Below are 14,113 nucleotides of genomic sequence, written 5' to 3'. Positions count from 1 at the left end.
CCTCAACGATGATTTTCTTGGTTTCACGGGGCAAGGCTACTACTTCGACCTGATTGTGATGAACCCGCCTTTTTCTCAGGGTGCCCGCCACTTGCTCCATGCCTGGGACATCCTCCAGGAAGGCCAGGTCCTTTGCCTCTTGAACGCGGAGACGATCCGCAATCCTTACACAGATGAACGCCAGCTTTTGGCCAAACTCATTGCAGATCATGGTGAAATCCAATTTTTCCCCCGGGCATTCTCGGACGCGGAGCGATCCACCGAAGTGGACGTTGCCCTGGTACATTTGCACAAGGTGCAGGCCAACGTAGCTTTTGATTTTCTGGAAGGCTTACAAACCCCAACGCCTCCCGCTGCCGAGGACTTCCAGACTTGGTTTGCCAACCAAAGCCAGGGAACGGCGCTGGAGTGCCCCGACTTCATCCGCCACATGGTGGGTTGGCAACAGGCCGCTGTGGCCACTTTTCAGGAACTGGTGAAATGCTATGAGCGTCTGAATTTCTACGTTCAGCCATTGCTCCAGGGCTGCGTGTACAAGCTGACGAGCATGATTGAATCGGCACTCAAGGAGCCCATTCCGGCGCTCCGGGTGACGGAGTTCAATGTGGCCCTAACCGACCTGGCTTGGCAAAGCCTTTTCCAACAAACCCAGTTTCAAAAGGTACTGACAGCCCGGATGCAGGATAACTTTGTGAAACATCGGCAACTGCAGGGGCAAAAGGTGTTTTCGGAGGACAACATCCGCGCTTTGTTGGAACTGTTGATCGACAACCAAAAGTCTATCCTGGAGCAATGCGTAGTGGATGTGTTTGATACCCTGTGCCGCTACAGCGCCGACAATCGGGTGTACCGCGAGGGCTGGAAAACGAATGACAAGTACGAGGTAGGCCGCAAAGTGATTTTACCGGGTTTTGTGGAATGTTCCAAGTACAACCAGTCTTTTAGCTTGTATTACAACCGCCGAGATGTCTGGCTCAATGATGTGGACAAAGCGCTTTGTATGCTCACTGGCCAGCGGTTGGAGGAGGTGCTGAGCATCGTCGATGCGTTGCGCGAGGCCTTCAGGGATCGCTCGTGCCGGGAGGCTGAAAGTACTTTTTTCAAAATGCGGTTTTTTAAAAAGGGGACGCTGCACCTGGTGTTCAAGGATGTGGACTTGCACCGGGAGTTGAATCGTTTTGTGTGGAGCAAGAAGGGGTGGCTGAGGGAGGAGGTTGCTTAGCGGGCTAAATTACACGCTAATATTTTACTTTTTTTGTTTTAATTAAAAATTAAAATCCTTATTTTGTAGCATAAAATACAACACATGGAACCAAAGGATAAAATCGTAGTTTTTGAGTCCAAACAAGTTCGCCGAGTTTGGCACAATGAAGAATGGTGGTTCGCTGTGGTGGATGTTATCGAGGTGCTCACAGAAAGCTCAAACCCTTCCGTTTAATGGCGTGTGCTCAAAAAACGCTTATTGGATGAAGGTTCCAGCCAAACCGTTACAAAATGTAACGGTTTGAAATTAAAGGCGGCGGACGGCAAAATGCGGGTTACCGACTGTGCCAATACGGAAACCTTATTCCGCATCATCCAGTCGATCCCCTCCCCAAAGCCGAACCCTTCAAACAATGGCTGGCCAAGGTCGGCTACGAACGCATCCTGGAAATAGAAAACCCGGAACTGGCCGCTGAGCGCGCCCGCCAATACTACCGGGATCTGGGCTATGATGAGGCCTGGATTGATACCCGTTTAAAGTCAATTGACACCAGAGGAAGACTTACCGACGAATGGAAAGACAGAGGGGTTAAAGAAGGTCTGGAATTTTCTATCCTCACGGCAGAAATCGCTAAAGCTACTTTTGGCTTAATCCCTAGTGAACATAAAAAGGTCAAAGGTCTCAAGCACGAAAACCTGCGCGACCACATGAATCCTCTGGAATTGACCTTTACCATGCTCGGCGAAGAAACAACCTGACAGGAAGCTGTTGATAGAGATGCCTTGGGTTTTGAGGAAAATAAAGAAGCCGCTATTGATGGGGGCACTGCGGCTGGTGCCGCATTGACTACTTATGAAGAAAAAACGGGCAAAAGGGTTGTCTCGGCGAGGAATTTCAAAGCGCAAATTGCCGAGGCAAAACAGAAACAAAAGTTACTTGACAAGGAATCAAAAGAAGAGATTGCTGAATAGATCACAGGCTTCACGCGCATTTTAATCCCACATAGTGTAACAATCATCACGGCTATCACTGGCCAATCTGCTCACTCAAAATAGGTTAGGATGCCGCAATCTCATATCACCTGGTCATCCCGAGTGTTGCATAAGTTCCACCCCGAATTTTTCCCAACCCTGATTGGTTGGTCCAAAAAGTGAATTGCGTAAATGACCATTTTTCAATTATTTTTTTTGAAAAAAGGAAAAACTGCCTGCCAAGTAAAATCATCCGGCATTTCCTCGTCGCCTGGATAGCCAAGCTCGATAAGTTCTCCATCCTGAGGTACATAAGCCGTTTTAAAAATATAATCCCATACACTGAGTGAAATACCAAAATTGACCCCATGCGGGTGAGCATCTGGCAGCACTTTGGCGTGGTGCCAGGTATGCATTTGAGGGTTGTTAAAAATGTATTTCAACACCCCCAAAGGTACCTTGATATTCGAATGATTGAAATGACCAACGGCCGTAGTCAGCAGGTGAATAAACAAGAAATCCTGGATACCAAATCCAATCATGCCCAACGGCAGATATTCCAAGACTTTATACACTACATTTTCCATCCAATGGTACCGCAAATGGGTGGCAAAGCCCATTTCTTTGGCCGAATGATGCACTTTGTGAAAGGCCCACAGGGCAGGCACCTGATGCAAAAGACGGTGAATGTTCCAGTGGATAAAATCTCTCAGGACAAAAAGCAAAGCCAGTTGTGCCAATGCAGGCAAGCCGCCCAGGTAAATTGCCACCAGATTCGTAATGCCCAAAACGTTGGCAAGAAAACCATTAAAAAGCTCAACAAACACATTGGATAGGGCATAAAATCCAATCAGCGAAAACAAAAAGAAATTGAAAAACATGTAAAACACGTCCAGCCAAAAGTCTTTCCTGAGCATTTTTTGGGACTTGCGCCAGGGCCTCCACCATTCCAAAGCAAAGAAGAACAAAGAAATGCCAATCAACCAGTAAAAATAGTTGCCCCAGGATGGGCTGATGATTTCATGCAACAGATAGCCCGCATAACCTTGGTAGGACTGTACAATGATCTCGATGTATTTGTTCATGTCAAACTTGTTCAATGGTTATGGGCGATAAAAAAATGAACATTTATTTTTGCCCCACTACTTAGTATAACGAATCTGGATCACTACCGCAGAAAACAGGGTTAGGCCACCAATCGAAAGGATCGCGCCAGAAACACCCCACCAATCGGCCAAAACACCCGTTAATAAAGCCCCCAAGGCATAACCCAAATCCCGCCAAAAACGGAAAACCCCCAAACTTTCGGCACGTTGCATCGGCGAGGTGAAATCGGAAATGGCGTTGATAAAGGTAGGATAAACCATCGCTGTACCCCAGCCCAATAACAATCCAATACTGGCAAAGGCATAAAAACCTTCCGCCCAAATGGAGCCAACAATGGCTAAACCTTGCAACAGCATGCCCCAAAATAGCAAACCTTTTTTCGAATAAACATCCGAGAGCCGACCTGTTAAGAGTTGGCTAAAACTCCAGGTAGTGGGGTAGATGGCACTCAGCAACCCAATTTCAGTTAAACTAAACCCTTTGGCTGCCAGAATAACTGGCCACAGCCCCCAAATCACCCCGTCATTCAGGTTGTTGATGAGTCCAGCCTGGCTCACCGCCCCGAGGGAAGGATGCCGAAAGGTAGTATCCCAAAACACCGATTTTAAACTCAAACGTTGGTTGTTTTCCTGTTCTTTCGCCACGTGTTGATGGGTGTCTTTCAGGAAAAAAATGCTCAAGAGTAAGCCCGCTACCGAAAACAAGATGCCCAGATAAAATGGATAAGGCCTCACCCCATACTCAGAGGCAATCCAACCCGTCAAAAAAGCCACCAGACCCACGGCCAGGTACCCCGCAAACTCATTGATGCCCACCGCCAGGCCACGGCTTTTTTCACCCACCAAGTCAATTTTCATCATCACCGCTGCGCTCCAGCTCAAACCCTGGTTGATGCCCAAAAGTACATTGGCTGCAACTACCCAGTTCCAATTGGGGGCATAAATCAAGATAAAGGGCACAGGTAAAGCGAACAACCAACCGATGATTAGCAACCTTTTGCGGCCCAATCGATTGGCAAGTCTGCCCGTGAAATAATTACAAATGGCTTTAGTCACCCCAAAGGCCACAATGAAAGACAACATCGCAGTTTTGGAAGAGAGGCCAAAAGCCGTTTCAGCCAATTGGGGTAAAATAGAACGCTCCAGGCCAATCATACCCCCCACGAAAGCGTTGATGATGACCAAGAGGGTGAACTGGGCACCATTTTCCCTCAACCCAAGTTTTATGTTTTCCATATTTTCCATTTATTGAATGGCGCAACGGTTGGCACCCGCTTCTAAGTCTGCCAAATTGTGATCGGCATGATCGCCGCTGCGGTTGATGGCTGAAATGGTCAGGTAATTGGGAGGAGTGGGCGGAAGTTTGTCCATTAAGTTTTGAACAAACTCGTCAACAGTCAGCACAAGTGCAGGAATTTTGTTGACTAGATTCTCCAAACGCTCCGCAATCAGACCCTGATGGAGGCCAATAGAAGTAGCCAAATGGGCAGGCATAATCAGCGTAGCCGGGTCAAGCAGCAGGATTTTTTGCAAAGACTTGAACAAAACTTGGGCTTTTTGACGCGCTTTTTGTTCATCTGCTTTTAAGTCAGGGCGCCCGATCCCATCTGTAAACAGGGTATCTCCAGTGAAAAGTACACCTTGCTCCAGCCAAAAGGAAGTGCTTTCGTCAGTATGGCCAGGCGTGTGCAGCACCATCACTCGGCTACTACCTAACTCAAGCTCTTCGCCATCTTTTATCGGCGTAAAAGGGTACTCCACCTGGGCTTGATCCAGCATGTAATGGGTAGCACCACTGGCCAATGCCAGTTCCCCGGTACGCGATACGTAGTCGGCGTGGACATGTGTATCGGCAACATAGCGGATTTTCCAACCTTTTTCCTGCGCAAGCTGCAAATAAACTTCGGGGTCAAGATTGGCGTCAATGACCATTGCTTCCCCATCCGAAGCAACCAGGTAAGACAAACAACCTTTGGCTAGTCTGCGCACCTGAATGATGCTCAGGTTTTCGCCCACTTGCATTTCTGCGGTATTCCAGGCGTAATTCCAGGCTTTCATACCTCCTTCCAAAGAAAACACAGAGTAGCCCCTTTGGGTCAATACTTCGGCGGCAAATAAGCTGAGTTTTCCACCCGCACAAAAAGTGACCACCGGGGTGTTTTTATCGAGATAAAGGGCTTGCAAACTTTCCGCATTCCCTGCTTTGAGCTGATCGTAGACGTCGATGTGCAAACTCTGGGGAATGCGCCATTCCATCCGCTCCTGCATGGGGCGGATGTCCAAAAGGGAAACGGGTTGGCCAGAGGACAACCAGGCGTTTAGGGTGTGGGCATCAATGGTTTTTACGGATTCCATAGGATGAGCTTTGGTGAATGATGCTGCAAAGCTCAGGGCTTTTGGAATGGAATCCTTTTACATTTGATAAATAATGCTGCTACTCTGTATTTATTCTAACCCAGGTTTGAGTACGAAAGAAAGGTCCCCAGTAGCCTCGAATTTTCAAGACGTTTTCACTTTCAAGCCAAATGGAACAAAGGTAGGTTTTGCCATTACCTGGATCTAAAATTTTACCATCTTCCCACTGCTTGTCCTTTTTGCTGAAACCCCAGGCGATGGTCATGCCGATTATTTTTGTATCCTTTTTGGGTGCTGGGCACTGGATACAAATGGGGTCTTCACCTTCCCATTCCTGTAGGTAAATTTTTAAAATCTGCCCAAAAAAAACCCCGTTTTGTTCGGAGATTTTGACCAGAGACTTAGCCTGGCCACTTTTATCATCAATTGTTTTCCAGGTTCCAGTTACTGGATTATTGTCCTGATTGTCTTGTTCCAGGTGCCAGGTTTGGGTGCGATAAAACACCCCCCAATACCCCTTTACCTTAAGCACTTTGGGCTGCTCCAGCCACAATTTACTCTGGTATGTTTCTCCACTAACTGGATCGAGGATATGCCCTTCGTTCCAGGTGTTGCCTGCTTTTTTAAACCCCCAAAGAAATTGCAGGCCAATTACTTTTTTGCCTTGTAAGTCTCCGGGGCACTTTTCACAAATGGGGTCTTCGCCCTCCCAGGCTTGCAAGAAAATTTTTTCAATCCGTCCTTCGATACTGCCCCCTTTTTCCTGAATGCGAATCATGGACAGAGGTTTGCCACTTTTGTCGTGGTAGGTTTGCCATAGACCAGCTACCGACTGAGCCGAAACGGCCTGTGCTGTCGTTAGCAATAGGATCAGTAGGGCTTTGATTCCATTACTTGGTGCTTTTTCCCTGGTAGTCACTTCTTCAAAGGTTTCTGCGTAGTTGGGATGCTCGGTTTTGCACCATTTATCCCACCAGGTGAAATACAACCCATAGTTGTGGTTGAAATCTTTGTGGTGCAAATCGTGGTGGGTGGTGCTGGTATGCCAACTAATCAAATGATTAGAGAGAAAGTTTTTGGGCAAAAACTCAATCCCCAAATGCCCCAGCACATTGCGGACGATCATGTACACCAAAAAAACGAACAAAGCCACGCCATGTAAAGGAATGGTAAACACCAGGAGCGGAAAAATACCTGCCTCAACGACGGCTTCCAGCGGATGAAATGCGTACGCCGCCCAAGGTGAAGGATTTGTTGAGCGATGATGAACGAGGTGAACATGGCGAAAAACCAGAGGATGATGCATCAAACGGTGGGTCCAATAAAAATAGGCATCGTGCAGCATAATCATCAACCCAATACTGACCAAAAACCAGATCCAGCCCCTTTCCCCAAAATCATCGTAAATCAGCGTGTGGCCAGCATTTTTAGCCAGCGCAATACCCGTACCGATTAGTGCAAAAACGAATACTGTACTCAGCGAAAAAGCAAATTCAGTGTACATTTTCGCAAGCTGCAAGGGCTTTTTTTGAATGACGCGATGCTGCCATTTTTTAAAAAATAAAACCCAAAAAACAAGGTAAATTATTCCAGTCGTAAGTGCATAACGGAGAAAGTCTACCATTAGCGCTTTTGGAAAAATCTCAGTAAAAGATAAGGTTTGCATGGTCAACAGATTTTAGTGTTGTGACAAATCTGCTGTTGCAAAGGGCTTGAAATCTAATGGAAAATGAAAAATGCTGCTTGATTTTAAAAAGGAGGAGGTTTTAGGGAGTATTTACACACTTGGAACGTCGCCATTCACTAGGGGGCATTCCGGTTGTTTCCTTAAAGACCTTGTTGAACGGTGCCAATGAGGCAAAACCCAGGTCGTACGCAATTTCAAGTATGGTTAAGTGTTGCTTCGCTGGGTCGGTCAAAATTTTGCAAGCTTCCTGGATGCGAAACCCATTGATGTATTCATTAAAATTTCGGTAACCCAGGTGTTGATTGATGGTTTGTCGAAGGCGGTATTCTTTTACCTCCATTTTTTCTGCAAGCTTACGGATGCTCAGTCCTTCAGTGCGCCAATGCTGTTGAATTTCCATGTAGTCCTTGAGGCGCTCCATTAGTGCTTTATCTATAGGTATGGAGGGCTGATCGAAGGTAGCTTTTACTTCCAAATCGGGAAAAAAACCTGCTTTGAATGCCAGCAAATTCAAGGAGAAAAACAAAGTCAATCCTGTGATGGCTATTTTTTGAAAAAGATTTAAAAAAACGGGTGGGCTTGCTCCAGCTAAAGAGACCTCTGAAAGCACAGTGATCGCCATCAAAGATGCAGCCACTACGACGAATACATTGCGAAATTGCAGTCGTTCCGAAATCAAATCTGCTGCTTTGTTGTGGATCGCTTCAAAAATGCCCAACATGATGAAGGCTAAAGACAACAATTGGACCAATAATCCAAGCAAAAGGTCAATACTTTCTGCTAGTGGGATAAAATGGTATTTGTGTTGGAAATAAACCAAATAATGAATCAAAATGACACCAATCAAAAGTTGAGCAAAACCCTTATGCCAACGAAATTGGTCATCAAATAGGGCTTTGCTAAACAACCAAAACAGGGTCGGTACTGCAAAGGGGAATAAAAGAATGGGCACATGAATCGCTGGGAATTGTTGCAAATAAGCCCAATCTGCCAGTAAATATCCAATAACGCACAACCCGAAAAAAATAGATACCGCTGCCGTAGGTTTTTTGCGCTGTTTCCAAAACAAGTACAAAATCACTACAACATGAGACAAGGCTATAAAACGCAACACATCTATGCTTGAATGGATATTCATTTGTGCTTATTGCTGTAATTTTCACAAATCTTCTATGGCTATCTGCCGCTGTGCTTTGGGTGACAAATTTTATCCATCAACAGCAAGTTTTACTTCCCGCTTGTATTGGTGGGCATTTTACAGTGCCGTAACTGCAATAAACACAACAATCTCCAGGCTTAGGTTTCAACACTTGTTTGCAGTTTTCACACGCATAAAAGTATTGGCAAGCATCAGTCGGCATGGTTTCTTCTTTACAATGTCCACAATTCGGGCAAGTAAGGGTTGAAGCCAAAACTAGTTGGACTGATTTTGAGGGTTGTTCATGCTCGGCACCCCCTCCCTCAGAATTTCCAAAGATTTCGGTATTTATTGCACCTGAAAATTGGCTGAAATTATCTTTCTTCATTGTTTTATTATTTTATGGTTGACGGCTTGATAACCTGTCTTGTTTATCGCCTCGGTTATTTTGCCAATGCCCGTCTTTTGACTATCAAAATCGACTATTGCATTTCCGTTTTCATAGGAAACGGCTAAGTTAGTTATGCCATCTAGCTTGTTTATTTCTGACTTGACGTGTTCTTCGCAACCTGTGCAAGTCATTCCCTCTATCTGAACCTCTATTTTTTGAGAGGTTGCGCCAAAGCTGGCCACTTTTTGAGTTTCGGGTTTTAGGAAAAAAATATGAGCGTAACTCGGAAAGGACAAAAGCAAGGCTGAGACAATGGTAATGATGCCCAAAAACGTTGAGGACTGCATGAAAGGCATCTTTGTCGGCACATCACACCCACAATTGTCTTTGGCTTGTGGTTTCAATTTTTGATACCAAGCAAAGCCCAATATCAAGACTGTCGAACCTATGAAATAAGGTCTTGCAGGTTCAAGCCATGAGAAAGTAGACGCCAGTCCACTTGTCCCGGCTAAAATTGCCAATACGGGCATGATGCAGCAAAGTGAACTCGCCAATGCGGTCAAAATGCCCAAATTCGGTAGTGAAAAAGGCTGCTTCATACTGTCAATTCTTTTTTTTGTTGAATGTGAAGAAATAAAGGATTGATGATGTCGGCATGATTGGATTTGAGGGCGTAAAAAATTGTCTGCCCTTCCTTCCGAAACTGAATGATGTTTGCGTCTTTGAGTTTGCGTAGGTGTTGTGATACGGCTGGTATGGTCATGCCTAAAATGTCTGATAAATCGCAAGGGCAAAGTTCTCCTTCACGATCAAGCAAGTATATAATCTTTAACCTTACTTCATTTCCCGCCAAGTTCAACACTTGGGCAAGGCTAGCGAACGACTTTTCCGTGTCGATCAGATGCTTCTTGCACGTCTGAATTTGGACAGGGTCTGCAAGTAGCCGAATACAAGTATGCTCTTCCGGGTTACTATCCATCTTTTATGTTTAGTAAATAAAGTAGCAAAGTTATTAATTTATTGCTTATTTAAGCAAATGCTTAAATTTTTCAATGAACAGACTAACCTCATCTGAATCCATTTTACTGTTCTCTCTGTTGCAACTTTCTTAGACAACTTTGCTCAAAAAGCAAATTCGACGGGTTTGGCACAATGAGGAATGGTGGTTTGTGATTGTTGATGTTGTCGAGGCACTGCGGAGAGTAAAAACCCTGCTGGTTATGTGAAAGACATGCGCCGCCGTGATCCTGAACTTTCTAAAGGGTGGGGGCAAATTGCCACCCCCCTTGCAGTTGATACTGCAGGAGGTAAACAAAAATTGAACTGCGCCAACACCGAGGGCATCTTCCGCATCATCCAGTCCATCCCTTCACCCAAAGCCGAACCCTTCAAACAATGGCTTGCCAAGGTTGGCTACGAACGCATCCAGGAAATAGAAAACCCGGAACTCGCCGCCATCCACGCCCGTGAGTATTATCAAGCCCTGGGCTACAGTGAGGCGGCGCGTAAGGGTGGTTCATCGGCTGGTAAGGCACTAGAGGCTTTTGAACAGTCTTCAGGGAGAAATGTGGTTGCTTCGACCAATTTTAAGGGCCAAATTAAGGAGGCAAAGAAGCAGAAAAAAACATTGGGTAAAATAGAGGACGAAGGTAAAGGGGAGGAGAAAGTATAGGCCGGTCAATACGTTATATTACATATTGTTACAAAGGAACTGGCGCTCCAAAAAAAAGGAATACATAGGTTTTCCCTAGTGATTACTTACGCGCAGCGAGCTATTTTTTAAGTGGCCCTAAATAGAGTTCAAACTCTTTTTTCAGGTTATACAATGCATACGCCCCTTCGATGAATGCGTTTTGCTCCTGCTCAGTCAGTTTTTGCCAGTCCTCAGTTTGTTCAGCCATAGTTACCAGCATGACTGCTTGTTTTTTGCTTTCTTCCATTGTTACCCGGCTTTGTTCGCGGCGGATGCACTCGACAATCATTTCTACGATGTAGGGTGAAATTTCCTTTTGATCTTCCATTTTTGGTGTGTTTTTCGATTTGAGATTGAATCATTCAATCTGTCATTCGCTACCTTGCGACCACTCTGCCAGCTTAGCGTTGACATAATCAGTTAGCTCTTGTTTTTTTGACACAGGCACTCGACATGAAAAAGTAGTGGTTGCCTCCTTAAACTTTGGTGTACGACCTGCTCCTTTTCTTTTTCCGCCTTGTTTTGGCGCATGATACCGAAATAGAATTGTTTTTAAATCTCTCTCAACAATAGTTACCAATCCTTCCTTTATCAATTCGTCCAGAATGGGCTTATCTTCCCTATATGATTGTTTCCGCCACTCATAAGACAGCAAATAAACATCTTTGTTTGCACCGCGTGGCTCATACATGAATAGCTCAATTAACTTTTCTCTTGTTCTCATGGTAGCTTGCGTTTGAGTTCAAATAAACGTTTACCCATGTCTCCTTCGTTGATCCGGTGGCCCGGTTTTTAATGGATTTTGATTTTGTTTACAAAATTATACTAGAATTGTGAATTTGCAAACGTTTTCAAAAATTGCTTTTGAATGGATAGAATACTTGGATAGGCCTTGTGTTAGTTGATGGTTTACTTGAAATGGTTTACGGTAGACTGGTACAACTACCGAAAAAGTCAAATTTTTTTTATGGACTTGTGGATAAAATGTGAAAAATTAACAGATTTTGTTTTGTGTTTATTGCTGAATAAATTTTAACTTGCATTAAAATCTTTGTTTCAATTAAACCGCTTCACCAATTTAATGAAAAACATATTCCTCAAGTTATGAATAGAAAGGCCATACTGGATAAAATCAGCCAGCTAATTGTAAGTTTCCAGGCTGAAGTAGAAGCAAATAATAGGCTTAATTTGACCGATATTAATATACATGCCGAAAATTTTTTGATTCCACTCTTGAAGTTGGTTTATGGATGGGACCTTAAAAACACAAATTTGTACTCTTCGAATAGCCCGGCTATTGATCTTGAGGATGAAGAAAGTAGGATAGCAATTCAAGTAACCTCTACTGGAACTTCGGCAAAAATTAAGAAAACCTTAGTAAAGTATAAGACACACCATGGTGCGGGAAAACACGACCAACTATTGATTTTAATTTTGACAACAAAACAGAAAAAATATGTCTCCGAAGATGTACGGCGTCATGCAGATGAAATATCGGCATTTAACCTTGACAAAGGGATTATAGATTTTAGCGACATACTAAAGGAAATTCATGGATTACACAGTCTGGATAAAATCAAGGAAATATTGGAATTACTACAAACTGAGCTTTCTGAGTCTAAGATTGAACAGAGGAAACGATCTTTGAGAGGTATAGTAGAAGAAACCATTGAGGTTTATCAAACTAATCTTGTAAAAGTTACAATTCCTTCGGTCATTTTTAGATACGCAATAGAGGTTGATCGACTATCAGTCATAAGAAAATCTTGGAAAACATCCTGGAAATTACAGAGTAAGGCTTCCTCATTTGAAGTGTTCAAGCGTGCTGTTCAATTTTTGGATGTTCCTGATATCCCAGCTTATTATCAAAATGGAACGTACCTCTATTCTTTTGAAGATATAACCAATACCAGTCTTGCAACGCTCTGCGCGCCGGGTAGCCAAGTGGAACTAGATGTACATGCATTTTCGAGCGAAGATGTTGCTAATGAAAAAAATGTTGTTGGTTTGCTTAACAGCACACTTATAAAGGATCTTAAAGTTAAAGGAGTAAACTTTAGGTGGAAAGAAAGGCTATTCTTTTTCACCAAAGGTGCAAATGAAGAAGCAAGAAATATATCTTATGTTCTTGAGGTATCTGCTTCAAGGAACGTTGTAACTCCAATGTTTAGGGATGAGGACGGCAACCCTAAAGTATACAAGCACCTAGCTTTCAAAACAAACTTTATTAAATCTGATAAGCATTGGTTTATGTCCATGCGGCCTACCTGGGTTTTTACTACTGACGGCTACCACTTATCAGCATATAATAGTGATCAAATTTCCGAACAAAAGCGACTTGAAAACAATCAACAAGTTAATAATGCTTTCGAACTGATTCGTTATTGTATAAACAATCAAATTGACGTTGACCAGGCTGTAGAATACAATCCTGTATTGGCTTTTCAGGCTGTTCCTCCAGTCAGTGTAAAATTGAAGTCATGATTAGTGGAGTCTGTTTAGAAGAACCTGAATTGATCTTTGGTACTGGAAGTCATGTCGATCCCCAAACTGGCATCACCCTATTTGGGCCATATGATTTGAATCAACCTAGACCCAAACAGGTTAGATTAGGATTTGTAGGAAGACAGGATAGTCTTAGACTAGCTATGAGTTGGGTTGAGAGAGGTAAACACAGAGTTGAAACCAAGCAAACTACATCTGGAACCTATTATGCTCCGTTTCCTGGATTCAATGAGGAAGGTGGATTCTACTCTGAAATTGAATACGATCAGAGCATGTGCAGATCAATTAAACCCGAAGAAATTGAAGCAGTCATAAACGAAGCTATTAACCAAGTAGAATGTATCGATTTTTTGTCATCTCTTTTTGTTCGAGAAATTAAGTTTTTAGCACTAAATAAAAAAGTAGATGTAATAATATGCTGTATCAGTAACGATTTGTTTAAAATGGGTGCAGGGTACGATGACATCAATGCTCCGCAAGATTCTAAGGAAGATGATGAGCCAGAACCACAAGACATTGTCGAATACAACTTTAGACGACTATTGAAAGCAAAGGCAATGGAATATAACATTCCACTTCAACTTATATTAGATGAAACAGCCAGCACAATGGAATCAAGTGTTGATATTGCATCGAGGTATTGGAATTTTTTCAGTGCTTTGTACTACAAGGCAGGAGGCATTCCCTGGGCGTTGTCGCGTAAGTCTCAATCGCATACTTGTTATGCAGGTATCTCTTTCTATAATTCTAGGGATAAGTCAAGTTTACAATCAAGTTCTGCGCAAATATTTAACGAGCACGGTAATGGAATAATTCTTCGAGGCGGTGAAGCCAAAATTCATAAGTCTGATCGGCAACCCCATCTTGATAAAGACAACTCATTTCAATTGCTTGACAATGGATTAAAGGAGTATTACGAGGCAATGAAGCATTTCCCCCAGCGGGTGGTGTTACATAAGTCTTCCAATTATACCAATGACGAAATTAATGGATTCCAAAAGGCTGCCACGAAACACTCAATTCACACGCTTGAATTGGTAACAATCTTGCCTTCATCAGTTAG

Annotated in this window: 14 protein-coding genes and 1 pseudogene; 5 read left to right on the top strand and 10 right to left on the bottom strand. The window is 43.6% G+C overall.

The window, feature by feature from the left end; genetic code table 11:
* The coding region (locus tag SFV55_RS13765) for a DUF4942 domain-containing protein (protein ID WP_320030089.1) at window positions 1-1,222 on the top strand (1,222 nt) is incomplete at its 5' end.
* A gap of 84 nt (window positions 1,223-1,306) precedes the next feature.
* Window positions 1,307-2,175, top strand: a pseudogene (locus tag SFV55_RS30200) (Bro-N domain-containing protein).
* A 203-nt stretch (window positions 2,176-2,378) separates the two neighbouring features.
* On the opposite strand, the gene SFV55_RS13745 reads toward SFV55_RS30200, so the two are convergent.
* The 8 genes from SFV55_RS13745 to SFV55_RS13710 form a co-directional block, all read right to left on the bottom strand.
* Window positions 2,379-3,260 carry a sterol desaturase family protein gene (locus tag SFV55_RS13745; RefSeq protein ID WP_320030085.1) on the bottom strand — a complete coding sequence of 294 codons (882 nt, stop codon included), beginning with the start codon at window positions 3,258-3,260 and terminating at the stop codon, window positions 2,379-2,381.
* Between the two features lie 57 nt (window positions 3,261-3,317).
* Window positions 3,318-4,517 (bottom strand): MFS transporter, encoded by a 1,200-nt coding sequence (locus SFV55_RS13740; protein WP_320030084.1) that lies wholly within the window; start codon window positions 4,515-4,517, stop codon window positions 3,318-3,320.
* 9 nt (window positions 4,518-4,526) lie between these two features.
* Window positions 4,527-5,636, bottom strand: a complete 1,110-nt coding sequence (locus SFV55_RS13735; RefSeq protein ID WP_320030083.1) for an MBL fold metallo-hydrolase — start codon at window positions 5,634-5,636, stop codon at window positions 4,527-4,529.
* A 79-nt stretch (window positions 5,637-5,715) separates the two neighbouring features.
* On the bottom strand, window positions 5,716-7,140 hold the full coding sequence (locus SFV55_RS13730) for a DUF2147 domain-containing protein (RefSeq protein WP_320030082.1): 1,425 nt from the start codon (window positions 7,138-7,140) through the stop codon (window positions 5,716-5,718).
* Window positions 7,141-7,402: 262 nt separating this feature from the next.
* Window positions 7,403-8,461 carry a helix-turn-helix domain-containing protein gene (locus SFV55_RS13725; RefSeq protein ID WP_320030081.1) on the bottom strand — a complete coding sequence of 353 codons (1,059 nt, stop codon included), beginning with the start codon at window positions 8,459-8,461 and terminating at the stop codon, window positions 7,403-7,405.
* Between the two features lie 76 nt (window positions 8,462-8,537).
* Entirely contained in the window at window positions 8,538-8,735 is a 198-nt protein-coding gene (locus SFV55_RS13720; protein ID WP_320030091.1) for a GDCCVxC domain-containing (seleno)protein, read from the bottom strand.
* Between the two features lie 110 nt (window positions 8,736-8,845).
* Window positions 8,846-9,451: a mercuric transport protein MerTP gene (merTP, locus tag SFV55_RS13715; RefSeq protein WP_320030080.1), complete on the bottom strand. Its 606-nt coding sequence runs from the start codon at window positions 9,449-9,451 to the stop codon at window positions 8,846-8,848.
* Complete coding sequence (locus SFV55_RS13710; protein WP_320030079.1) at window positions 9,448-9,831, bottom strand: metalloregulator ArsR/SmtB family transcription factor; 384 nt, start codon at window positions 9,829-9,831, stop codon at window positions 9,448-9,450. The genes merTP and SFV55_RS13710 overlap by 4 nt, the downstream gene beginning before the upstream one ends.
* 252 nt (window positions 9,832-10,083) lie before the next feature.
* Here SFV55_RS13710 and SFV55_RS13705 point away from each other — a divergent pair, with 252 nt between their 5' ends.
* Window positions 10,084-10,524: a BRO family protein gene (locus SFV55_RS13705; protein WP_320030090.1), complete on the top strand. Its 441-nt coding sequence runs from the start codon at window positions 10,084-10,086 to the stop codon at window positions 10,522-10,524.
* A 100-nt stretch (window positions 10,525-10,624) separates the two neighbouring features.
* Here the strand turns inward: SFV55_RS13705 and SFV55_RS13700 are convergent, their stop codons facing one another.
* Together SFV55_RS13700 and SFV55_RS13695 are read right to left on the bottom strand one after the other, a co-directional pair.
* Window positions 10,625-10,873: a hypothetical protein gene (locus SFV55_RS13700; protein WP_320030078.1), complete on the bottom strand. Its 249-nt coding sequence runs from the start codon at window positions 10,871-10,873 to the stop codon at window positions 10,625-10,627.
* A 42-nt stretch (window positions 10,874-10,915) separates the two neighbouring features.
* Window positions 10,916-11,269: a hypothetical protein gene (locus SFV55_RS13695; RefSeq protein ID WP_320030077.1), complete on the bottom strand. Its 354-nt coding sequence runs from the start codon at window positions 11,267-11,269 to the stop codon at window positions 10,916-10,918.
* A 380-nt stretch (window positions 11,270-11,649) separates the two neighbouring features.
* Between SFV55_RS13695 and SFV55_RS13690 the strand changes: the two genes are divergently transcribed.
* Together SFV55_RS13690 and SFV55_RS13685 are read left to right on the top strand one after the other, a co-directional pair.
* A complete protein-coding gene (locus SFV55_RS13690) occupies window positions 11,650-13,029 on the top strand; it encodes an SMEK domain-containing protein (RefSeq protein ID WP_320030076.1) in 1,380 nt (459 codons plus the stop codon).
* The coding region (locus SFV55_RS13685) for a hypothetical protein (protein ID WP_320030075.1) at window positions 13,026-14,113 on the top strand (1,088 nt) is incomplete at its 3' end. The genes SFV55_RS13690 and SFV55_RS13685, both read left to right, overlap by 4 nt.

The sequence above is a fragment of the Haliscomenobacter sp. genome (assembly GCF_033763495.1).
In the GTDB taxonomy this organism is placed as follows: domain Bacteria; phylum Bacteroidota; class Bacteroidia; order Chitinophagales; family Saprospiraceae; genus Haliscomenobacter.
The sequence above is the reverse complement of the archived record's forward strand: the minus strand, read 5'-3'. Positions and strand labels throughout refer to the sequence as shown.